Annotated in this window: 17 protein-coding genes and 1 pseudogene; 10 read left to right on the top strand and 8 right to left on the bottom strand. The window is 69.2% G+C overall.

The window, feature by feature from the left end; all coding sequences use genetic code 11:
- Positions 1-16 precede the first annotated feature (16 nt).
- Positions 17-967: a bifunctional hydroxymethylpyrimidine kinase/phosphomethylpyrimidine kinase gene (gene thiD / locus PO768_RS04555; protein WP_272645094.1), complete on the bottom strand. Its 951-nt coding sequence runs from the start codon at positions 965-967 to the stop codon at positions 17-19.
- 184 nt (positions 968-1,151) lie between these two features.
- Between thiD and PO768_RS04550 the strand changes: the two genes are divergently transcribed.
- The 8 genes from PO768_RS04550 to PO768_RS04515 all read left to right on the top strand — a co-directional run bounded on the left by PO768_RS04550 (position 1,152) and on the right by PO768_RS04515 (position 12,311).
- Positions 1,152-1,304: a rubredoxin gene (locus tag PO768_RS04550; protein WP_133604594.1), complete on the top strand. Its 153-nt coding sequence runs from the start codon at positions 1,152-1,154 to the stop codon at positions 1,302-1,304.
- A gap of 61 nt (positions 1,305-1,365) precedes the next feature.
- Positions 1,366-1,749, top strand: a complete 384-nt coding sequence (locus PO768_RS04545) for a response regulator (protein ID WP_137943168.1) — start codon at positions 1,366-1,368, stop codon at positions 1,747-1,749.
- A 50-nt stretch (positions 1,750-1,799) separates the two neighbouring features.
- On the top strand, positions 1,800-2,165 hold the full coding sequence (locus PO768_RS04540; protein WP_272645093.1) for a response regulator: 366 nt from the start codon (positions 1,800-1,802) through the stop codon (positions 2,163-2,165).
- A gap of 6 nt (positions 2,166-2,171) precedes the next feature.
- Positions 2,172-2,693 (top strand): chemotaxis protein CheW, encoded by a 522-nt coding sequence (locus tag PO768_RS04535; RefSeq protein WP_272645092.1) that lies wholly within the window; start codon positions 2,172-2,174, stop codon positions 2,691-2,693.
- Positions 2,694-2,742: 49 nt separating this feature from the next.
- The gene (locus PO768_RS04530) at positions 2,743-5,010 is read left to right on the top strand and encodes a methyl-accepting chemotaxis protein (protein WP_137943165.1); all 2,268 of its coding nucleotides are present in this window, start codon (positions 2,743-2,745) and stop codon (positions 5,008-5,010) included.
- A gap of 39 nt (positions 5,011-5,049) precedes the next feature.
- Positions 5,050-10,851, top strand: coding sequence for a hybrid sensor histidine kinase/response regulator (locus PO768_RS04525; RefSeq protein WP_272645091.1), 5,802 nt, complete (start codon positions 5,050-5,052; stop codon positions 10,849-10,851).
- Between the two features lie 86 nt (positions 10,852-10,937).
- Positions 10,938-11,969: a GGDEF domain-containing protein gene (locus PO768_RS04520; protein ID WP_272645090.1), complete on the top strand. Its 1,032-nt coding sequence runs from the start codon at positions 10,938-10,940 to the stop codon at positions 11,967-11,969.
- 102 nt (positions 11,970-12,071) lie between these two features.
- Positions 12,072-12,311: a hypothetical protein gene (locus PO768_RS04515; RefSeq protein WP_137943162.1), complete on the top strand. Its 240-nt coding sequence runs from the start codon at positions 12,072-12,074 to the stop codon at positions 12,309-12,311.
- On the opposite strand, the gene PO768_RS04510 is transcribed toward PO768_RS04515, so the two are convergent.
- The 7 genes from PO768_RS04510 to PO768_RS04480 all read right to left on the bottom strand — a co-directional run bounded on the left by PO768_RS04510 (position 12,308) and on the right by PO768_RS04480 (position 20,359).
- Positions 12,308-14,701, bottom strand: coding sequence for a putative bifunctional diguanylate cyclase/phosphodiesterase (locus tag PO768_RS04510; protein ID WP_272645089.1), 2,394 nt, complete (start codon positions 14,699-14,701; stop codon positions 12,308-12,310). The two genes, PO768_RS04515 and PO768_RS04510, sit on opposite strands and share 4 nt — an antisense overlap.
- On the bottom strand, positions 14,698-14,991 hold the full coding sequence (locus PO768_RS04505) for a circadian clock KaiB family protein (protein ID WP_272645088.1): 294 nt from the start codon (positions 14,989-14,991) through the stop codon (positions 14,698-14,700). Before PO768_RS04505 ends, PO768_RS04510 begins: the two co-directional genes overlap by 4 nt.
- Positions 14,988-16,706 (bottom strand): circadian clock protein KaiC, encoded by a 1,719-nt coding sequence (gene kaiC / locus PO768_RS04500; protein WP_272645087.1) that lies wholly within the window; start codon positions 16,704-16,706, stop codon positions 14,988-14,990. Before kaiC ends, PO768_RS04505 begins: the two co-directional genes overlap by 4 nt.
- Before the next feature lie 380 nt (positions 16,707-17,086).
- Positions 17,087-17,749, bottom strand: coding sequence for an alternative oxidase (locus tag PO768_RS04495; RefSeq protein WP_272645086.1), 663 nt, complete (start codon positions 17,747-17,749; stop codon positions 17,087-17,089).
- Between the two features lie 38 nt (positions 17,750-17,787).
- Positions 17,788-18,270, bottom strand: a complete 483-nt coding sequence (locus PO768_RS04490; protein ID WP_137943157.1) for a hemerythrin domain-containing protein — start codon at positions 18,268-18,270, stop codon at positions 17,788-17,790.
- Positions 18,271-18,423: 153 nt separating this feature from the next.
- Entirely contained in the window at positions 18,424-19,245 is an 822-nt protein-coding gene (locus PO768_RS04485; protein ID WP_272645085.1) for a hypothetical protein, read from the bottom strand.
- A gap of 109 nt (positions 19,246-19,354) precedes the next feature.
- Positions 19,355-20,359 (bottom strand): extracellular catalytic domain type 1 short-chain-length polyhydroxyalkanoate depolymerase, encoded by a 1,005-nt coding sequence (locus tag PO768_RS04480; RefSeq protein ID WP_272645084.1) that lies wholly within the window; start codon positions 20,357-20,359, stop codon positions 19,355-19,357.
- A gap of 147 nt (positions 20,360-20,506) precedes the next feature.
- Here PO768_RS04480 and PO768_RS04475 point away from each other — a divergent pair, with 147 nt between their 5' ends.
- Positions 20,507-21,178, top strand: coding sequence for a TetR/AcrR family transcriptional regulator (locus PO768_RS04475; protein WP_272645083.1), 672 nt, complete (start codon positions 20,507-20,509; stop codon positions 21,176-21,178).
- 3 nt (positions 21,179-21,181) lie between these two features.
- Positions 21,182-21,385 (top strand): annotated as a pseudogene (locus PO768_RS04470) (hypothetical protein); the annotation flags it as partial.

Genomic DNA, 21,385 nt, shown 5'->3' with positions numbered 1-21,385 from the left:
GAGTCAATGCAGGCGCTCAGTGCATACGGCGCGGCGGCCGGCCCGGGGGCTCGTCGGCCACCAGCGGTTCCAGCGGGTCGATCAGGGCGGCCTCGGCGCCTTCCTCGTCCTCGGGCGGCAGGGCCCAGAAGAAGCGGTCGGGCAGCACATTGCCCATGCCAGGGCGAAAGCCCGCATCGAGCGATTGGTCGAGGAAGGACAGGGCCTCGGCCACGGCGCTGTGCACCTCGGCACCGACCGACAGCAGCGCGGCGATGGCGGCCGACAAGGTATCGCCGGCGCCGATGAAATTGACCTCGAAGCGCTCGAACTTCTCGCCTGTGATCGGGCCCTGGGCATTGGCCAGCACATTGTCGATGAACTGGTTGGGCAGGGTGATGCCGGTCACCAGCACATGCTCGGCGCCATGCTGGCCGGCGGCGACGGCCAGCTCGCGCGGCGAGGGCGGGCGGTCTGCATCCCAGTCGGGCAGCAGGAAATCGGTCAGGGTCTTGTGGTTGCCGACCAGCACATGGGTCTGTGGCAGCACCAGCTCGCGGAAGGCATCCAGATAGCTCTGCTGCTGCTCCTCGTCCAGCCAGGAGATGGCAGGCAGATAGGCGACCAGCGGAACATCGGGGTAATCACTGAGAACTTCGGCCACCGCGCTGACACCTTCGGCGCTGCCGAGAAAGCCGACCTTCCAGGCCGTGATCGTCACGTCCTCCAGGATGCTGCGCGCCTGCTCGACCACGGTGTCGCTGTCCAGCACATGCTGGTCGAAGACCTCGGCCGTGTCGCGCAGCAGGATCGCGGTGACGACCGGCAGCGCATGCGCGCCCATCGCGGCGATGGTGGCGATATCGCCGGCCAGGCCGCTGGCGCCGCTGGGTTCGCTGGCGTTGAAACTCATCACGCAGGCCGGGGCGGGGGATTCTTGCTCGTCGGGGGGCAGTGCGGGGTCGGTGGGGAAGTCTGCTGTGCTCATGGTCAGGAAGGGATGAAAGGTCCTGTTACCAGGGACCCAAACAATGCGTGACTAAGCACCGCTAAGCATCGAAATGGCTGTTGCATCCGTGCCTACTCTGCCCATGGGGGGCAAAGTCGGGCTGGCTACAATCTTCGCATTGTAGTGAGCAAGCGATCCCACCGTGACCGAAGCAAGTACCTGGATGTGCCTGATCTGTGGCTGGATCTATGACGAAGCCGCCGGCGATCCGGAGCATGGCATTGCGCCGGGCACCGCCTGGGCCGATGTGGACATGAACTGGACCTGCCCCGAATGCGGCGCTCGCAAGGAAGACTTCGAGATGGTGCGTATCTAGTTGATCGACGGCATGGCCTCGCTTTAGGAGAAATTCATTGGACTCGCAGGCACCGGCAGGCATGAGCGCGGGCGTAATCTCCAAGGTGCTGGTCATCGATGACAGCAACACGATACGCCGCAGCGCCGAGATTTTTCTGAAGCAGGCCGGCCACCAGGTGGTGCTGGCGGAAGATGGCTTTGACGCGCTGTCCAAGCTCAGCGACTACCAACCCGATCTGGTGTTCTGCGACATCCTGATGCCGCGCCTGGATGGCTACCAGACCTGCGCCATCATCAAGCGCAATCCCCTGTTTGCCGGCGTGCCTGTCATCATGCTGTCGAGCAAGGACGGCCTGTTCGACAAGGCGCGAGGCCGCATGGTGGGCTCGCAAGACTATCTGACCAAACCCTTCACCAAGGATCAGCTTTTGCAGGCGGTGCAGCAGCACCGTCGCGCCGGCTGAGTTCTTCAATCCACAGGGATGCCCTTTAGAGGCAGCGCGAGGAGCACGAGATGCCTATCCAGAAGATATTGCTGGTGGATGATTCCAAGACCGAGTTGCACCATCTCAGCGAGATGCTGCTCAAGCGCGGTTACGAGGTGCGCACCGCCGAGAACGGCGAGGAGGCGATGAAACGCCTGGCCGAGGAAAAGCCCGATCTGATCCTGATGGACGTCGTGATGCCGGGCCAGAACGGCTTCCAGCTGACCCGCGCGATCACCCGCGACGAGCGTTTCGCCGATGTGCCGGTGATCATGTGCACCAGCAAGAATCAGGAGACCGACAAGGTCTGGGGCATGCGCCAGGGCGCGCGTGACTATGTGGTCAAGCCGGTCAAGGCCGAGGAGTTGCTGGCCAAGATCAAAGCACTCGGCTGAGCGCGTATGAGCAATAAGCAAGCCCTGCGCGAACTCCAGCAACGCCTCGCGCAGCGCATGCAGGCCGCGCGCGAGCAGCCGCAGCAGGCGAACTGGCTGGCGGTCGAGTGCGCCGGCATGCCACTGCTGTTCTCGCTGCTGCAGGCCTCCGAGATCTTCACGCCGGTGCCCCTGCAGACCGTGCCCTATGCCCAGCCCTGGCTGCTGGGCGTGGCCAATCTGCGCGGCGGCCTGCACACGGTGGTCGATCTGGCGGCCTTTTTGGGCCTGCGGGATGCGGCGGCGGTGACACGGTCGGAAGGGGCGCGGCTGATCGCGATCAACCCCGATCTGGGCATCAACTGCGCGCTGATGGTCGACCGCCTGCTGGGCCTGCGCGGCGCAATGCAGGCCGAGACAGCCGATGCGGCGACGCCGCAGCCGCGTTTTGCGGGCGGGGTGATGCGAGATCAAGACGGCCGTCGCTGGCAGGTGATAGACCTGGAAGCGCTGGCCAGACACGAGCAGTTTCTTCGGATTGTGGCCTGAGCGTGTCGCCTGAGCGGCCGCTGTCAACCACCGACTTCACGAGGGTGAGATGAGCTTCCTGGACAAGATCAAGAATCTGGGCAAGACCGAGGACGCCACGTCCGCCGGGTCTTCGCACTCGGCCGCCATGCCTCTGGGCACGCTCAGCGGGCCGCTCAGCGAGCCGCCGCGCTCCGAGTCCTCCATCATTTCCGAGGCCGTGCCGACCGAGCTGGCCGGCACCGAGTTCCCCGAGACCAGCAGCGCCTTTGCCAGCACCGTCGCGGCCGAAGGCGGCGCGGCGGCGGCCTTCGCCCCGGCGGCCAAGAGCGGGCGCCAGGCGCTGCTGACGGCGCTGGTGGCCTTCGGCCTGATCGGCACGGCGGCCAGCGTCAGCCTGATTCTGGTCAACGCCAACCGCACCTCGGCCCAGGTGCGCGCCACCGGCCAGGCGCTGATGCAGTCGCAGCGCATGGCCAAGTCGGTGTCCTCGGCCCTGGTCGGCAATGCGGCGGCCTTCGGCGAGCTGCGCGAGAGCGTCGGCGTGCTGACCGGCATCGTGCCCCAGCTGCGCGAGGGCGCGCAGGGCCAGGCGGCGGTCCAGCAAGGCCTGGACGAGGTCGAGCCGCTGATCACCCGTGCCGACAAGAACGGCAAGGTGGTGCTGGCCCAGGAGAAGGTGCTGACCCAGGTGGGTCAGGCCTTGCGCAGCATCAACCGCCAGAGTTCCGACCTGCTGGAGAGCGCCGAGGCCGTCGCCTCGCTGTCGCTGCAGCAGGGCGCCTCGCTGGGCGAGATCTCGGCCGTGGGCCAGCTGGTGATGCTGACCCAGCGCATCGGCAAGAGCGCCAACGAGTTCCTGACCCAGGAAGGCGTCAGCCCCGAGGCGGTGTTCCTGCTCGGCAAGGACTTGAACACCTTCAAGGAGATCACCGAGGGCCTGCTCAAGGGCAACCCCGAGCTGCGCCTGCCCGGCGCCCGCGACCCGGAGCTGCGCGAACGTCTGAACACCCTGCTCAAGCAGTACGAGGACACCCGCACCCAGGCGGCCGCGATTCTGTCGAATCTGCAGGGCCTGGTGTCGGCCCGTGAGGCCCAGTCCAGCATCCTGGCCGACAGCGAGCCGGTGCGCCGCAGCCTGGAGCAGATCGCCGCCGAGCTGGAAGGCGGTGGCGGCATCACCTGGTGGAGCGGCCTGCTGCTGCTGGCCTCGCTGGCCGCGCTGGTGGTCGGTGCGCTCGGTTTCCTGCGGCTTTATGTGTCCGGCCAGGCCCAGCGTGCGGCGATGGCCGAGGCGCAGAAGCGCGAAGCCGAGGCCCAGGAACAGGAAGCCAAGCGCGTCAACGACGCCAACCAGGCAGCGATTTTGCGTTTGATGAACGAGCTGCAGGCGGTGGCCGAGGGCGATCTGACCCAGCAGGCCACTGTGACCGAGGACATCACCGGCGCGATCGCCGACTCGGTGAACTACACGGTGGAAGAGCTGCGCAGCCTGGTCAGCCAGGTGCAGAGCACGGCCGCCCGCGTGACCGACACCACCGGCCAGGTCGACCAGACCTCGACCGAGCTGCTGGCCGCCTCGACCGAACAGCTGCACGAGATCCGCGCCACCGGCGAGGCCGTGCTGCAGATGGCCGGCCGCATCAATGAGGTGAGCGCCCAGGCCCAGCAGACCGCCGAGGTGGCGCGCCAGTCGCGCCAGGCGGCCGAGACCGGCCGCGAGGCGGTGCAGAACAATATCGGCGGCATGAACTCGATCCGCGAGTCGATCCAGGAAACCTCCAAGCGCATCAAGCGCCTGGGCGAAAGCTCGCAGGAGATCGGCGAGATCACCGAGCTGATCTCGGACATTACCGAGCAAACCAATGTGCTGGCGCTGAACGCCGCGATCCAGGCCGCCTCGGCCGGCGAGGCCGGTCGCGGCTTCTCGGTGGTGGCCGAGGAAGTGCAGCGCCTGGCCGAGCGCTCCGGCGATGCGACGCGCCGGATTGCCGCGCTGGTCAAGACGATTCAGACCGACACCCAGGATGCGGTGGCCGCGATGGAGCGCTCCACCGTCGGTGTGGTGCAGGGGACGAAACTGTCGGATGCGGCCGGCTCGGCACTGGAAGAGATCGACACGGTGTCGCGCCGCCTGGACCAGCTGATCGCGCAGATCTCGACGCAGGCGCTCAGCGAGGCGCGCGCCGCCAACGAGGTGGCCGCCAATATCCAGCACATCTTTGCCGTGACCGAACAGACCGGCGAGGGCACGCGCTCGACCGCCCAGATGGTGCATGAGCTGTCGCGGTCGGCCGAGGCTCTGCGCGCTTCGGTGTCCCGCTTCAAGATTGGTTGAGCGCCTGAGCGCCGCCCCAGCATAGACGACAAGGCAAGCATGGACCTCCCGCGCGATTCCGAGTTTCCGCCCGATCTCAGCCCGCTGGCCTGGGTGCAGGAAGAGCTGCGCCGCTCGCTCGAGTCGGTTCACAAGACGCTGCGCCGCTTCCTGCGCGAGGCCGATGGCAGGGTCTCGGTACTGGGCATCGACGCGCCGGCCAGCCCGCCGCTGCTGGCGGCCGCCGCGCAGCTGCACCAGGTCGCCGGCGTGCTGGTGCTGGTGGGCCTGCCCGGCGGCGCCACGGTGCTGCGCGCCGCCGAGACGGCGGTGCAGAACCTGGCCCAGCAGCCGCTGAACATCGATCTGGCGACGGTTGAGATCATCGAGCGCGCCGACTTTGCGCTGCTGTCTTTTGTGGCCCGTCTGCTGGCCGGCAACAAGACCTCCAGCCTGGCGCTGTTCCCGCCTTACCGCGAGCTGCAGACGCTCAACGGCGCCGAGCGCATCCATCCGGCCGATCTGTGGCCGCAGGAGTTCGCCTGGCGCGATCTGCCGGTCGACCCGGTGGCCAAGCCGTTGGCACCGGAGGCCGTGCGCCGCGCCTTCGAGGCCAGCTTGCTCAAGCAGATGCGCTCACCGCGGCCCGAGCATGCGGGCCTGCTCAGCGATCTGTGCGCCGGATTGGCGGCCGGACTGGCCGGCGCGCAGGCGCGCACCTTGTGGCAGTTGGCGGCGGCCCAATACCAGGCCCAGGCACTGGGTCTGCTCAACCCCGATACCTATGCCAAGCGGCTGGGCTCGCGCCTGTTGTCGCAGCTGCGTGCCGGCGGCGCGGCGGCCTCGCAGCGCCTGGCCCATGACCTGTTGTTCTTCTGCGCCCAGGCGCGCCCCGACCCCGCCGCAGCGCGGCTGATGGCGGTGCGCGAGGCTTATGGCCTGGGCGAGGAGTCCGGCGGCAATTACGAGGACGATTCGCTGGGTCGCATCGACCCGGCCTGGGTCTCGCAGGCGCGCCGGCGTGTCAGCCAGGCCAAGGAAAGCTGGTCCTCGGCGGCCGAGGGCGAGACCCACCGTCTGGCCGGCCTGGACGAACAGTTCGCCGGCCTGAACGAATCGCTGGGCCGACTCTTCCCCAGCGGCGAGGTGCTGGGCGAGACGCTGCAGCGCGCGGTCGTCGCGACGCTGCGTTCCAACCAGCCGCCCAAGCCCGATCTGGCGATGGAAGTGGCCACCGGTCTGCTTTACGTCGAGGCGGCGCTGGACGATGCGGCCTTCGACCAGCCCGAGCAAGCCGAGCGCGTGCGCCGGCTGGCGCAGCGGGTCGAGGCGGTCTCGCATGGCGAGCCGCCGGCGCCGCTGGAAGCCTGGATGGAGGATCTGTACCGCCGCGTCTCGGATCGCCAGACGCTGGGCAGCGTCGTGCACGAGTTGCGCGCCAGCCTGTCCGAGGTCGAGCGCCTGGCCGACGAGTACTTCCGCAATCCGAGCCAGCGCCAAGTGCTGATCCCGGTGCCGGGCCAGCTGCAGACCATGCGCGGCGTGCTGACCGTGCTGGGCCTGGACCAGGCGGCCCAAGCCACCGTGCGCATGCGCGACGAGGTCGATGCGCTGGCCAATACCGAGGTCGATCCCGAGCTGGCCGGCCCGCGCGAGCTGTTCGAGCGCCTGGCCAACAATCTGGGCGCTTTGGGTTTCATGATTGACATGCTCAGCGTCCAGCCCCAGCTGGCCAAGCGCATGTTCCATTTCGACGAGGCCACGGGCCGGCTCGATGCGGTGATGGGCCGGCGCAGCGATGCGGTGAGTCTGCCGCCGCTGGACAGCGCTGCCGAACCGAGCCTGCTGAGCCAGGTGCAGGCGGCGGCCCAGGCTGCGGCCGATGGCGAGCGTCCGGCCGAGGAGCTGGCGCGCGATCTCGAGCGGCTGTCGCAGCAGGCCCGCGCCGCCGACGAACCGGGCTTGGCCCATGCTGCGCAATCGGCCCAGCGCCTGCTCGACGAGGCCCTGCCGACCCTGCCGCTGCCGCTGGACCCGTCGGCGCAAGACCTGGCCCCGTTGGCGGACGAAGAGCTCGACACCGCGCTGGCCCAGGCCGCGCAATCGCTCAACCAGTTCCTCGAAGCGCATGCGCCGGCCGCCGTGCCGGTCGCCGCGCCGGTCAGCGCGTCACCGCAGCTCGACGAGGACATGCTGCCCATCTTCCTGGAGGAAGCCGAGGAGGTGATCGCCAATGCCCGCGAGGCCTTGGCGCTGCTGGAGCAGGACCACCACGATGTCGAGCAGCTGACCACGGTGCGACGGGCCTTCCACACGCTCAAGGGCAGCTCGCGCATGGTCGGGCTGAACGCCTTCGGCGAAGGTGCCTGGGCCTGCGAACAGCTCTACAACACCCGCATCGGCGAGCAGACCGGCGCCGACCCGGCGCTGCTGGCCTTCACCGCCGAGGCGCTGGACTATCTGGCCGACTGGTGCGAAGCCATCACCAGCCGCCGGCCCGGCCCGCACCAGCCCGACGGGCTGCGCAACAGCGCCGATGCGCTGCGCCTGGAAGGCCGCGTGCTGCCGCTGGATTGGCCGAGCTCGGGGGCGGTGCCGCTGAGCAGCGAGCCCGAGTTGCCGGCCGAGCCGGAGCTGGCTCAGGCTGTCGAGCCCGAGTCGGAACCGGAACCGGAGCCGGAGCCGGAACCGGAACCGGAACCGGAACCCTTGCCCGAGCAGGAGGCCCTGCCCGTGCCCGAGGTGCTTGCCGACGATGCCGGCTTTGTGCTGGATCTGCTGCCGCCGACCGCGCCGAGCGCCGCGCCGACCATCGAGCTGCCCGAGTTCGAGCTGCGCCTGGATCTGGGCGAGCCCGAGCCTGAGGTCGAGCCGCTGCTGCATTCCGCGGCGGCGCCGCTGCTGGAGCTGGTGCCGCCCCCGGTGCCGCCTGCACTGCCCGAGCCTATCGAAGAGATCGAGGCGGAGGCAGAAGACAGCGTCAAGGTCATCGGTCCGCTGCGCATCAGCATCACGCTGTTCAATATCTTCCTCAACGAGGCCGACGAGCTGTCGCGCCGGCTCTCGACGGTTCTGGCCGAATGGGCGCTGGAGCTGGCCGTGCCGGTGCCGGCCGACGCCGAGGCGCTGGCCCATGCGCTGGCCGGCAATGCGGCCACCGTCGGCTTCGAGGACCTGTCGGCGCTGGCGCGCGCGCTGGAGCATGCGCTGGGCCGCGCCGCCCAGGCGGGCTCCTACGAGGCGCAGGATGCCGAGCTCTTCGTCGGCGCGGCCGACGAGTTGCGGCGCCTGCTGCATCAGTTCGCCGCCGGTTTCCTGAAGACGGTCGAAGGCGATCTGCTGGCGCGTCTGCACGACTATCAGCCGGCACCGGTCGAGCTGGTCGACTCCGGGGTCATGGGCTTGGAGCCGCCGCACGACTTTGCGGCCCGCGCCGAGCTGGCCGCCAAGGACGCGGCCGGCTTTGTCGGCGGACAGCCCGACGACATCGATGCCGAGCTGTTCCCGATCTTCGAGGAAGAGGCCCAGGATCTGCTGGAGCAGCTGCATGCCAGCCTGCGCGACTGGCTGGCCAGCCCGCAAAGCCGCGCCCGGGCCGATGCCTGCATGCGCTCGCTGCACACCTTCAAGGGCGGCGCGCGCCTGAGCGGCGCGATGGGGCTGGGCGAACAGGCCCACAAGCTGGAGTCCAGCGTCGAGGCCCTGCTGGGCCAGTCCGAATTGGACGGCGGCGATCTGCGCGAGCTGCAGTCGCAGGCCGATGCGCTGGAAGCCAGCTTCGAGCAGCTGCGCCGCCGGCTCAAGCAAGGGCCTGCCGAGGCGCCGCTGCAAGAGCTGGCCCAGGTGCCCGCGCCGGAAGCCGAGCCGGCCGTCGTGGTTCCCGTGGCTGCTGTCGTCGAGGACGATGCCGTGGTGGTGGCCGAGGAGCCGCTGACGCTCGATGCCGGCCCGCAGATCGACTGGTCGCGCTTTGGCCGGGGCTCGCAGGCCGGGGCCGAGGAGGCCGCCGCCGTGTCGGCCCAGCCGCTGGTGCGGGTGCGTGGCGCGCTGCTGGAGCGCATGGCCACCCAGGCCGGCGAGGTCAGCATCCGGCGCGCGCGTCTGGAGTCCGAGCTGGCCCAGATGAAAAGCGCGCTGCTCGATCTGGACGACAACCTGGATCGTCTGCGCAGCCAGCTACGCGAACTGGAGGTGCAGGCCGAGGGCCAGATGGGCTCGCAGCAGGAGGCGGCCAAGCTGGCCGGGCGCGACTTCGATCCGCTCGAATTCGACCGCTACACCCGCTTCCAGGAATTGACCCGCATGCTGGCCGAGTCGGTCAACGACGTGGCCACCGTGCAGCGCTCCTTGCAGCGCAATGTGCAGCTCGGCGAGGATGAGCTGGCCGGACAGTCGCGGCTGACGCGTGAGCTGCAGGACGATCTGCTGCGCACCCGCATGGTCGAGTTCGATGCCAGCCTGGCCGAACGTCTGCACCGTGTGGTGCGCCAGGCGGCGCGCGAGTCGGGCAAGCAGGCCACGCTGACCATCGTCGGCGGCCATATCGAACTGGACCGCAGCGTGCTGGAGCGCCTGACCGGTGCCTTCGAGCACCTGCTGCGCAACAGCCTCAGCCACGGCATCGAGACGCCCGAGGCGCGAGTCGCCGCCGGCAAGCCCGAGAGCGGCACGATCACGCTGCGCCTGGCCCAGGAGGGCAACGAGGTGCTGCTGGCCTTCAGCGATGACGGCGCCGGCCTGAACCTCGCGCGCATCCGCGAGCGCGGCGAGATGCTGGGCCTGATCGCCCAAGGGGCCGAGCTGGAAGACAGCGCGCTGATGGAGCTGATCTTCGCGCCGGGCTTCTCGACCGCCAGCGAGGTCACCGAGCTGGCCGGCCGTGGCGTCGGCATGGATGTGGTGCGGGCCGAGGTCAGCACGCTGGGCGGCTATGTCGACATCCATTCGACACCGGGCCAGGGCGCGGGCTTCGATCTGCGCGTGCCGCTGACGACGGCGCTGACCCAGGTGGTGCTGTTGCGCTATGGCGAGCACAAGGTCGCGGTGCCGGCCGCGCTGATGGAATCGGTGCAGCGCCTGCCACTCGACAAGGTCGAGCAGGCCTACGACAACGCCAGCCTGCAGCACGGCGACACGACGCTGCCCTTCTACTGGCTGGGCGGCCTGATGAAGCACAGCGGCCGCGGCGTGCTGCTGGGCCGAACCCTGCCGGTGGTCTTCATCAAGAGCGCGCATCAGCGCCTGGCCCTGCATGTCGACGAGGTGCTGGGCAACCAGGAAGTGGTGATCAAGAACCTCGGCCCGCAGCTCAGCGGCGTGCCGGGCCTGGCCGGCATCAGCCTGCTGGCCTCCGGCGATGTGGCCCTGATCTACAACCCGGTGGCGCTGGCCCATTGGTACGGCCCGGCGGCGCAAAGCCATGCGCAGCAGGCGGCCGTCAGCGCGGCCTCGCCGCTGGACGCGCCCGAGGTGCTGGCGCCGCTGGTGCTGGTGGTGGACGACTCGCTGACCGTGCGTCGCGTCACCCAGCGCCTGCTGGAGCGCGAGGGCTACCGGGTGCAACTGGCCAAGGACGGCATGGATGCGATGGAAAAACTGTCCGGCGACGAGCTGCCGGCGGTGGTGCTGTCCGACATCGAGATGCCGCGCATGGACGGCTTCGATCTGGTGCGCAATATGCGTGCCGATGCGCGCCTGGCCGGGCTGCCGGTGATCATGATCACCTCGCGCATCGCTCAGAAGCACAAGGATTACGCACAGGAGCTGGGTGTCGACCACTACCTGGGCAAGCCCTATGACGAAGAGCTGCTTTTGGACCTGATAGGCAGATACACTTCGTCGCAAATTGCGGTGACGCAGTAGAAGCCGATCCTGGACCAGATCCGGGGCATCATGGAACAAGGCAAGGCGCCCGTCGTGGCGCCTTGTTCGTGTCTAAGTCGGGCGCCATGTCTGAAGTCGTTGAGCATCTTGCCGAGTTGACCGGATTCAGGGATCGTGACGTGATGGACGTGACCCTGGTCTCGGCCCTGCGCGATCTGGTCGAACCGCTGTCGGTGGCGATCTTCCGGCTGGTCGGCGAGGCCGGGCAGGAGCGCTGGCTGACGCGCGCGCGCCTGGTCGGCGACGCGGCGGTGGCCAGCGCCGACTCGGTCTGGGCCGAGCGCCTGCCCAGCGCCCAGTCCCACCCCGACCGGCTGGACTGCATGCACGAGCGCCATGTGCTGCAACGCCGCGAGGGCGAGCACTGGCTGACCCTGTTCCCGATCGCCACCGAGCGCGAGGTGGTCGGGGTGCTGGAGATCGAGTCGCGCGAGAAGCTGAAAAACTCGGATCAGCGCCTGGTCGGCAGCATCCTGCGTATCTATCACAACTTCCAGGGCCTGCTGGACTACAGCGAGCGCGACACGCTGACCGGCCTGCTGAACCGCAAGACCTTTGACGAGAGCTTTCTGAAGGCCGTCGGCAACGGCTCGCCGGCCAGCGCCATCGAGCAGGCCGACGATGGCCGCCGCCAAGAGGGCCAGCGCCCGAGCTACTGGCTGGGCGTGATCGACATCGACCACTTCAAGCGCGTCAACGACAACTTCGGCCACCTGATCGGCGACGAGGTGCTGTTGCTGCTGTCGCGCCTGATGCGCAACAGCTTCCGCTTCCACGACCTGCTCTACCGCTTCGGCGGCGAGGAGTTCGTCGTGCTGATGCGCTGCACCGACGAGCTCGACGCGGCCCAGGCCTTCGAGCGCCTGCGCCTGAATACCGAGGCCTACCAGTTTCCGCAGGTCGGCCGCATCACCGTCAGCATCGGCTTCACGCCGGTGCGCCCCGAGGACTCGCCGGCCAGCGCCTTCGAGCGCGCCGACCGCGCCGTCTATCACGCCAAGAGCGCCGGCCGCAACCAGGTGCAAAGCCATGCGGCCCTGCTGGCCATGGGGCTGATGCAGGAGCCGGCCAAGCTCAGCGCGGTCGAGCTGTTCTGAGCCGGCGCCCGAGCAGCGCCGGGTCGCTATGTGCGCCAGCGCACAGTGAGGCGGGCCGCTTGCCCGGATAGTTGCCTTGAGCGCACAGCCAAGGAGCTTCCGATGAGCAAGGCCACCACCCCCGATGCCGGCGCTGTCGTGCGCACGCTGTGCTGCCCCCACTGCCAGGGCTATATCTACCGCGTCCCGCGCCGCCTGCGCGACATCTGGTTCAGCGCCCTGGTCCCGGTGCGGCGCTACGCCTGCCGCTCGATGCACTGCGGCTGGGAGGGCAATCTGCGCCGGCCGTCGGGGCGACAGCGCGGCGGCGAGGCGGACGATCAGCGCAGCTACATCCTCTAGGCGGCGCCGACCGGCGCCAGATAGCGCGCCTCGAACACCTCGCCGGCCAGCGGTCGGCTGAACAGAAAGCCCTGCATCTCGTCGCAGCGCAGCTCGCGCAGCAGCGCCGCCTGGGCCTCGGTCTCGACACCCTCGGCCACCACCTTCAGGCCCAGCGCATGAGCCAGGCCGACGATGGTGGACACCAGGGCCAGGCCTTGCGACCCGCTGTCGATATCGGCGACAAAGGACTGGTCGATCTTCAGCGTGTCGACCGGCAGCCGCGCCAGATAGCTCAGCGAGGAGAAGCCGGTGCCGAAGTCGTCGATCGCGATGCTCACGCCCATTGCGCGGATCGCCTGCAGGCAGGCGATGCTGTGCTTGACGTCTTCCATGATCAAGGTCTCGGTGATCTCCAGTTCCAGGCTGGCGGCGGCCTGCGCATCGCCGCCGATGGCCTGCCCGATCTCGTCGATGAAGCCGGGGTCGCGCAGCTGCAGCGGCGAGACATTGACGGCGACGCGCACCGCCGCCAGGCCCGCCTGGCGCCAGCGCCGGCTGTCCTCCAGGGCCTTGCGCAGGGCCCAGCGTCCCACCTCATGGATCAGCCCGGTCTCCTCCAGCACCGGGATGAAGCGGCCCGGCGGCACCAGGCCCGAGATCGGGTCGTGCCAGCGTATCAAGGCCTCGGCGCCGCTGAGCCGCGCGCCGGCCAGCGCCATCTTGGGCTGGTAGTGCAGCACGAACTGCTGCTGCGTCAGCGCCAGACGCAGCTGGTTCTCCAGGGTCAGTTTGCCGGCGACCGTGGCATTCATGGCCTGCTTGTAGAGCAGGTAGCGGTCGCCGCCGGCCTTGGCCTTCTTCAGCGCGGCCTCGGCATTCTTGAACAGGGTCGCCGCGTCACCACCATCGGCCGGGAACAGCGCCACGCCGACCTTGACCGAGACGCGGAACACCGCGTCATTGAGCCGGAACGGGTGCTCGAGAAAGGCCGCGATGGTCTTCTCCAGCAAGCGAGTCACCTCGCCGTCCGGCTTCACCACCGGCAGCATCGCGGCGAAGTGATCGGCACCGATGCGCGCGAACAGGCCGGCGTCGCCGGCCTTGTGGGTCAGCCAGTCGGCCACCTGGCGCAGCAGCGCATCGCCGGCCGCCCGGCCGAGGCTGTCGTTGATGTTCTTGAATCGTTCCAGATCGACCAGGAACAGCGCCAGCCGGTGGCCGCCGGCGGTGGCGCTGCGCAGATGCTGGGTCACGCGGTCCAGGAACAGGCTGCGGTTGGCCAGGCCGGTCAGCTCGTCGTAGTAGGCCAGATAGTCAAGCCGCTGCTGCTTGCCGATATGGTCGATCGCGAACGCGATGTCGCCGGCCAGCTCGCCTAGCAGGGTCAGCTCCTCGGCATGGAAGAACTCGCTTTCGCTGGCGTACAGCGCCAGCACCCCGACCGGCGCGCCGCGCACGATCAGCGGCAGCACGGCCATCGAGCGCACGCCGGCCTCGATATAGCGCGGGCCCAGCAGCACCTGCGGGTCGTGTTGCGAGTCATTGGCGACGATGGCGCGCTGCTCGCGCAGGCTGCGCGCGAGCATGCTGTTGGCCGCCCCCTCGGGCGAGGCCAGCAAGACGCGTATCGCCGTCAGCAGCGCCGCATCGACGCCGGCCGAGGCCTGCGGCACGATGCTGGCCGAGCCCGGCTCAACGGCGCCGATCAGGGCCATCCGGAAACCGCCTTGCTCCAGCGCGATCCGGCAAGCCTGGTCGAACAGCTCCTGCTGCTTGCCGACGCGCACGATCAGCGCATTGATGCCGCTGAGCACCGCATGGACACGGTTCAGGTAGGCGATGCGCTGCTCGGCGAGCTTGCGTGTGCTGATATCCAGGTGCATGACCACGGCCCCGGTGGGCCGAGCCTCGCCCAGCGGCGTCACTGTCATCTCGAACCAGCGCTGTTGCTGCGGCGCATGGCAGGGGTACTCGATGGCGAAGCGGGCCAGGCCCTGGTGCAGCACCGCGCGGATGCCGGCGGCCACCGGACGCGCTTGCTCGCAGTGTTGGGCCCGGTCGCAGACCTGCAGATAGTCGGCACCGACGCCCCAGTGCGCTCCCTGCAGCGCATTGCCTTCGGCAAAGCGCTGCCAGGCCTTGTTGACCGAGACGATCACGCCGCGGTTGTCCAGCACCGCGATATGGGCGGGCAAGGCATTCAGGATGGCCGCCTGCTTGACGGCCTCGTGCTGGCGCGAATACTCCTGCGAGCTGCGCAGCTGGAAGGGCCGGCCCAGATGATCGGCCACCGCATCGACCTCGCCGGCGGTCAGGTCTTCGAGCCGCTGGCCGACCGCATGCAGGTCTTCGATCAGCTCGCTGATCTCGGCCTGCGGTGCCAGTGCGCGGGGTGGGGTCGGCCTCATATGGGCTCTTCCGTCAGCCCCAGCGCTAGCAGCACCGGCCGGGTCTGGGTCAGGCTGCCGACGATGCGGCGCTGCGGCACCGGCGCCAGCCTGATCAGCGTCGGGGTCAGAAATATGCCGTCCGCCAGCGCCTGCTGCGGTGCGGTGAAGACATCGACCACCTCGATCTCATGGCGGTCCGGCAGATGCTGGCGGCACAGCGCGGCCAGATTGGCCAGCGCCTGGGCGGAGTTCATCGAATCGCCGGCCACATAGAGCCGGAACTTGAACGGGGTGGTGCGGTGGCTCATGGCGTCGACGGCGTCTCTGCGCTGCTCTCCGGATCGGCGCCGCGCAGGCTGGCCAGGTCGCGGCGCCGCAGCGCCAGCGCCTCGGCCCGGTCGGTACCGCTGCGGGTCAGCGCCGCGATCTCGTCGCGCTTGGCCTGCAGCTGCAGTTGCAAGGCCTGCAGCCGCTCGGCCAGGGCCTGCTCGGCCTGCTCGCCGGCCTTGCGGTCGAGTTGCTCCTTCTCCCAGCGCAGCGTGCCCATCAGCACCTCGCCATGGGCCGTGTAGGCATCGGCCAGGGTCACACCGGCGCTGCTCAGTATCAGCTCGCGCACCTGGTTGGAATGGGCGCTGCCGCGCGACTTGACGATGGACAGGCTGCGGTTGCGCTCGCCGGCCTGCACCAGATAGTTCAGGTGGATCCAGGTGTCGGCCAGGGTCGAGATCTGCAGTGGCGAGCCGTCGGCCGGCCGGCTCGAGATCTCGTCGAGCAGGCTGGTGCACAGCAGCGTGATGCCCTCGCCCTTAGCCCAGTCCATCAGCCGGTCGGCGACGCTGTGCGCGGTCAGGTCGGTGCCCGATTTGGCCCAGGTCGAGACCGGATCTATCACCAGGCAGCGGGCACCCTGCGCCTGGGCCAGGGACTTGATGCGCAGCAGATAGGTCTCGGCGCTGCCGCTGATGCTGCGCGACGACACCATCTGCAGGAGCCCGCTTTGCACATGGCGCTCCAGCGCGATGCTCACCGAGGCCAGATTGCGCACCACCTCGGCGCAGTCCGAATCGAAACTGATGAAGAGGCAGGGTTCGCCGCGCTCGCAGGCCGCCGCCGCGAAGGCGCCGCTCAGCGTCGTCTTGGCGGTGCCGGAGAAGCCGGTGATGAGCACGCTGGCGGCGCGGTAGTAGCCGCCGTCCAGCATGGTGTCGAGCCGTGCGAGGCCGCTGGAGACGCGCTCGTGGCTGACCCGCGCATCGGCGCGGCGCGGCGTGCGCGCGACGGGCACTTCCAGGCCGGTATGGCCGATCAGGAAGGGCGCCTCGTTTTCGTCGAAACCCGAGCCGCGGTACTTCTGCACTCGCAGCGTGCGCTCCGAGACGCCCAGCACGACGCCATGCCGCAGGATCACGACGCAGTCCAGCATGAACTGCATCAGCACCAGCGGCGCCGAGCCGCGATCCTCGGCCTCGTCGAGCCCGCTCTTCGCCGTGATGATGGCGGTCAGCGCCCGCGCCTGCAGCCATTGCTGCAGACGCTGGACCTCACGCTGGCGTGCCGCCGCATCGGGCAGCAAGGCCAGCAGCACGTCGAGCGCGTCGAACACGATGCGCCGCGCCCCCATCGCCTCGGCTCTCTCCTGCAGCACCGCCAGCATGCCACCGAGGTCGAAGTCGCCCGCGCACTGCTGATCGGGCAGCGGCTGGGCATCGAGGAAGAACAGCCGCTCGGGCGGCAGTGCGTCGAGCCGCCAGGCAAAGCTGCGCGCATTGATCAGCAGGCGTTCGGCCGTCTCCTCGAAGGCGACGAAGATGCCGGGCTCGCCGCAGGCCTGCGCGCCGTGCGACAGGAATTGCAGTCCGAACAGCGTCTTGCCCGAGCCCGGACCACCCAGCAGCAGGGTGGTCCGCCCGGCCGGGAGGCCACCGCCGGTGATGCTGTCGAAGCCGGCGATGCTGGTGGCGGCCTTGCCGATCGACGCCGGGCCGACCGCGGGCGGCGAGCCGCTGCTCAGCTGGGCCACCGCGAGGTCCGCCGGCAGGCCGGGCCCGGCGCGTCGCTGCAGGCCAGTTCCAGGGCCTCGTACCAGGGCCAATCCAGCACAAAAGGCCAGAGCCGGCGCCGGTCGGGGCCGCCCGCATGCGCGGTGAAGCACTGCGGGTCGTGATGACGCCGCAGCCTGCGGCCACGAGGGCTCGCTGGCATCAAGTCCGGATTGCTGTTTGTTTTTGCTGACATAAGCCACTCCCTGCCGATAGACGGAGCCTGCCGACCGCGCGCTCGCAGCGCGCGGGTCGGCGGGGCGGACCGCATCGTTCGGGGGCCTGGCAAGCGCTCCCCGATGCCTGCAGCATGGCGCAGCGGCGCCGCGCCGTCGGTGCGCTGGCGAACACGGGACTCGCATCAATGCAGCACCGTGTCGGCATGCGGCGGATACGGGGCGGGCGGCCCCGACTCCCCCGGCATGCCGGCGAGTTGGCTGGCGAAACCGTGGTTGATGTCGCGGTGGTGCGCCTCGTCGGCACGCACCAGCAAGACCACATCGCGCAGCCGCGCATCGGCCGGCATCTGCCAGTAGTGCAGCGCGATCGCCGGTGCCGGCACATTGGGCGTGCGGCCGGCGTCTATCTCTTCCAGGTAGAGCGTGTAGCTGAGCACCGCTTCCTCCTCGAAGTAGCCGACCACCCGATGCGCGGTGCGCGGCGACAGCAGATAGAGCACAAAGAAACCCAGATAGAACAGCCATTGCGCCAGCAGGATGGTCCAGCGTTCGAAAGCCGTGGGCTTGGCGATCGCGACGAAGGTCATCAGGTGCATGCGCTCGTTCTCGGCCTCCTCCATCAAGGTGCGTATCCAGCCCTGGTCATCGACCATGCGGCGCAGGCAGCGCAGATGGGTCAGGCTCGCGCCCACCATGCCGGGCACGGCCGCCACCGTCTCGAGCACGATGGCGCGGTGGCCGTAGCGCTTGGCGAAAAAGGTGTCCGCCGCCCAGCGCAAGAGCTTGGTGAAGCCCAGCGCAAGGCGGTCGGAAAAGGCCGTCGGGGCATGGTGGCGGGCGGCCATGGGGCTCAGGCCTGATGGTTGACGAAGAAGGCCCTGGCTCAGGCGCGCTGCGCCAGCAGCTCGGTCTTGCGTGCGGCCAGTTCGGCGCCCAGGGCCTCCATGTCCAGGTCGGTGGACTTGGCCTTGGGGAACATCTCGCCCTGTTCTTCCTTGACGTGATGCTTGACGAACTCGGACAGCACCTTGATCTTGGCGTCGAACATCTCGCCGTCGGGCTCGATGCCCTCGACCTGGGCGATCAAGGCCTTCAGGCTGGCGTGCTCGACGGTGGCCTCGGGCACCAGCACCTTGTCCTTCAAGGCCTTTTTGACGGCGGGGTAGAAGATTTCCTCCTCGACCTGGGCATGCACGCTGAGTTCGGTGCAGATCTGCGCCACCAGCTGTTTCTTGGTGGCGACCGAACGGCTCTTCTCATAGCTCGCGAACAGCTCGCTGACGCGCTTGTGGTCGGCGCGCAGCAACGCCGTGGCGTCTTGCGCGGTCGGGGCTTCAATGGTTTTCTGGGGGCTGGCAGTTTTCATGGCGATCCTTGCGGGGGGAGGGGACGAACCGGAGGACCCGGTGGGCGAGTCGCCATCTTGTGGCTTGAGGTCGTCGGCGCCCGTCGGGCAAGCGAGCATGCGTTTGTAGGTGCGGGGCTTGTTTGCAGCGTGCGCTGGCCCACATGGCAGGCTTCAGCCCGGCGGGCTGCTGCGGGTGTTGTCGTGCGTGGTGGTGCGCAGGGCGCCGCCCGCTGCGGCCCCCAGTCCGGCAAGCAGCGCACCCGCCAGCAGCAGCGCCAGCAGGCCCAGCGCCGCATAGGCAAAGGTCTGGCGTGTCAGGTCCGAGGCCTGCCGGTTTGCGATCTCGCTGCGCCGCAGCTGCTCGCGGGCCAGGGCATAGGTCTGACCCACCCGCTGCTCGGCCTGCGCACGCGGCAGGCCGGACTGCCGGCTCAGCGACTGGCCGAGGTAGCGCTGGTCGGACGAGGGCAGCACCCCCATTTGCAGCGTATTGCCAAAGATGCGCCGGATCTCCTCCTGCGTGCTCGCGCTCAAGGCCTGACCGCCGGCCGGCGCGGCGGCGTCGGTGCTGAACAATCGATCAAGCAACTCGCTGCCGTCAGGCTTGAGCGATGCCGGTTCCGGGCGCGCGCCGGTATTCATGGCCGCCAGCAGCGCGAGCGTCAGCAAAAAAGCCATGAGCCAGGCCAGCAGGCCATGGGCCGGGCCGTTGAGAAAGAACTCGTCATGCCGCCGCCGCACCCGTCGGGTCCTCAGCCACCCCGCCAGATAGCCGCCGACGCCGGCGGCCAGCAGCGACGTCGTCAGCCCCCAGGCCAGCGTCGTGGCATCGAATTCGGACCGCTTGCCCAGCAGCAGCGGGACCAGGGTCAGCAGCGACAGCGCGGTGGCCGCCGCCGCGCCGGCGATGCTGGCGCTCCAGCACACCGTGCCGGCGCGCGGGCGTGCGGCGGCGGGCGCCGCGAGGTCGACGGGCGATGATGGGCTGGGCATGGGGCATCCGGTGAAGCGATGCAGCGATGCTGGCGCGAGGCCCGCGCGCCGGCCATGAGGCAAACGAGCGAGTCCTTGTAGGAGGCGGCCGCGTCTCGGTGCGCGCCGCTCAGCGGCGGAACTGGCGGGCCACGAAGGCCCAGACCATGCGCGAGGCATCGGGCCCCTGGCCGTCGCCAAAGGGCTGGCTGGCCAGGCCGCCGCTCCAGGCATGGCCGAGCCCGTCCACCTCGACCAGGCTGGCCACGGTCGTCGCGCCGCGCTTGACGTCGGTCACCGTGCTCGGATATCGCTTGCCGCGCCGCACGCTGCGTGGCTGGGTCACGCGTGCATCCGCGGCCTCGGCCCAGGCCTGCACGGCGGCCCGCCCATTGCTGGGTGCAACCACCGCGTCGCGGCTGCCATGGATGACCAGCAGCGGTGGCCAGGCGCTGGCCGCCGGCGCCGGCAGGGGCTCGGTGGCACGCCGCCCCCGCATCGCGCCCAGCGCCGACAGACCTGAGTGGGCCGTGCCGGGCGGAATGCCCGAGTGCATCACCACGGCCTTGAAGCGCTCCGGATAGCGGCTCGCCAGCAGCGCCGCCATGCTGGCCCCGGCCGACAGGCCGGCCAGCGCGACGCGCTCGCGATCGGCCGGGTAGAGCAGGCAGACCTGGTCGATCGCCTGCAGTATCAGCGCGGCCTCGTTGTAGGCGCGGCCCGAGCGGGTGTCGAACCAGTTCCAGCAGCCCTGGGCATTGGCGAGCCGGTCCTGCTCGGGGTAGATCACCAGAAAGCCCTCGCGCGCGGCGACCCGGTTCATCCGGGTGCTGGCGGCAAAAGCCGACGCGCTCTGGCCGCAGCCATGCAGCATCACTAGCAGCGGCAGGCGCTCGCCGGGCTTGAGCCGCAAGCCGGGCGGTCGGTAAAGCCAGTAGCGCCGCATGCCGGCCGTGCCCATCACCGCGCCGGCCAGCCAGTCACCAGCACCGGGCGGGGGCTTGCGGCTGGCCAGCACCGGCTTGATCGCCTTCGCGACGGCCCGGCGGCCGACCCGCAGGTTCGAGCGCGTCAGCGCCGACCAGCTCTGCTGCATCAGCCGGGTCCAGGCGGCGGCGGGCTTGCGTTTGGCCATCGGGGGCGTGTTCCGGAGTGCAGGGCAGGCCACCCTAACAGCTCGGACGGCCGGGCTTTGTGTCATGCCACACACAGGCCCGGGCGAATCTGAAGTCTTCATGAGTTCTTAATCAATCGATTGATTAAACTCTCGTATGATCGCGCCATGTCCAGTTCTGCCCCCTCCCAGCCCGGCACCCGCGAGCGCATGCTTGCCGAGGCCACCCGCATCTTTGCGGACAAGGGCTTTGACAAGGCCAGCACCCGCGAGATCTGCCAGGCCGCCGGTGTCAATATCGGCTCGATTTCCTACTACTTCGGCGACAAGCAGGGCCTGTACCGCGAGGCCCTGGTCCAGCCCGTGCTTGACCTGCTGGCCCAGGTGCCGGCGCACGATGTCGAGCTGCCGCTGCAAGACTGGCTGCGCGGCTTCTATGAGGCCTTGCTGGCGCCGCTGCGCTCGGCCGACGGCAGGGCTGCCCAATTGATGCGCCTGCTGGGCCGCGAGATGCTGGAGCCCAGCATGGCTTGCGAGGCGCTTTTTGCCCAGCACATCGGCCCCCAGCATGCGGCCCTGATCGAGATGCTGCGCCAGCGCGTCGGCGCGGCCGAGGCCGATCTGGGCCTGCAGCATCTGGCCCATGCGCTGACGGCCCTGGTGCAGGACTACTGGATGTCGGCCGACTATATGGAGGCGCTGGCTCCCGGCGTCGTCTACGGCCCCGGTGCCTATGAGCGCGTGCTGGCGCGCATGGTGGCCTATGGCTCGGCCATGGTGGAGCAGGAGCGCTTGCTGCGCCTGAGCCCGCCACCTCTTTCTACCCACGGAAAAAGCTAAGCGATGAAAACTCCCTTTTCGCACCGGCCCAGGCGGGCCGGTCTGGCGCCGCTGTGCCTGCTCGTTATTGCGCTCGGCGGTTGCGCCGTCGCGGCGGCACCGCGTGCCGAGCTGCCGGCGCCGCCGGCCTGGCAGGCCGGCTTGCCGGCGCTGCTGCCCCATCAGGGCAGTCCCGAACAGCTGCGCCAGTGGTGGGCGCGCTTCGAC

The organism is Paucibacter sp. XJ19-41 (assembly GCF_028462495.1).
Taxonomy (GTDB): Bacteria; Pseudomonadota; Gammaproteobacteria; order Burkholderiales; family Burkholderiaceae_C; genus Roseateles_E.
The sequence above is the reverse complement of the archived record's forward strand: the minus strand, read 5'-3'. Positions and strand labels throughout refer to the sequence as shown.

What these genes read in the sequence shown, in the direction of transcription:
- PO768_RS04520 (WP_272645090.1), top strand. Translation starts at nt 10,938, where the DNA reads ATGTCTGAAGTCGTTGAGCATCTTGCCGAGTTGACCGGATTCAGGGAT.
- PO768_RS04480 (WP_272645084.1), bottom strand. Translation starts at nt 20,359, where the DNA reads ATGGCCAAACGCAAGCCCGCCGCCGCCTGGACCCGGCTGATGCAGCAG.
- PO768_RS04545 (WP_137943168.1), top strand. Translation starts at nt 1,366, where the DNA reads ATGAGCGCGGGCGTAATCTCCAAGGTGCTGGTCATCGATGACAGCAAC.
- PO768_RS04530 (WP_137943165.1), top strand. Translation starts at nt 2,743, where the DNA reads ATGAGCTTCCTGGACAAGATCAAGAATCTGGGCAAGACCGAGGACGCC.
- PO768_RS04550 (WP_133604594.1), top strand. Translation starts at nt 1,152, where the DNA reads ATGTGCCTGATCTGTGGCTGGATCTATGACGAAGCCGCCGGCGATCCG.
- PO768_RS04490 (WP_137943157.1), bottom strand. Translation starts at nt 18,270, where the DNA reads ATGAAAACTGCCAGCCCCCAGAAAACCATTGAAGCCCCGACCGCGCAA.
- thiD (WP_272645094.1), bottom strand. Translation starts at nt 967, where the DNA reads ATGAGCACAGCAGACTTCCCCACCGACCCCGCACTGCCCCCCGACGAG.
- PO768_RS04505 (WP_272645088.1), bottom strand. Translation starts at nt 14,991, where the DNA reads ATGAGCCACCGCACCACCCCGTTCAAGTTCCGGCTCTATGTGGCCGGC.
- PO768_RS04535 (WP_272645092.1), top strand. Translation starts at nt 2,172, where the DNA reads ATGAGCAATAAGCAAGCCCTGCGCGAACTCCAGCAACGCCTCGCGCAG.
- PO768_RS04475 (WP_272645083.1), top strand. Translation starts at nt 20,507, where the DNA reads ATGTCCAGTTCTGCCCCCTCCCAGCCCGGCACCCGCGAGCGCATGCTT.
- PO768_RS04540 (WP_272645093.1), top strand. Translation starts at nt 1,800, where the DNA reads ATGCCTATCCAGAAGATATTGCTGGTGGATGATTCCAAGACCGAGTTG.
- PO768_RS04485 (WP_272645085.1), bottom strand. Translation starts at nt 19,245, where the DNA reads ATGCCCAGCCCATCATCGCCCGTCGACCTCGCGGCGCCCGCCGCCGCA.
- PO768_RS04525 (WP_272645091.1), top strand. Translation starts at nt 5,050, where the DNA reads ATGGACCTCCCGCGCGATTCCGAGTTTCCGCCCGATCTCAGCCCGCTG.
- PO768_RS04495 (WP_272645086.1), bottom strand. Translation starts at nt 17,749, where the DNA reads ATGGCCGCCCGCCACCATGCCCCGACGGCCTTTTCCGACCGCCTTGCG.
- PO768_RS04510 (WP_272645089.1), bottom strand. Translation starts at nt 14,701, where the DNA reads ATGAGGCCGACCCCACCCCGCGCACTGGCACCGCAGGCCGAGATCAGC.
- PO768_RS04515 (WP_137943162.1), top strand. Translation starts at nt 12,072, where the DNA reads ATGAGCAAGGCCACCACCCCCGATGCCGGCGCTGTCGTGCGCACGCTG.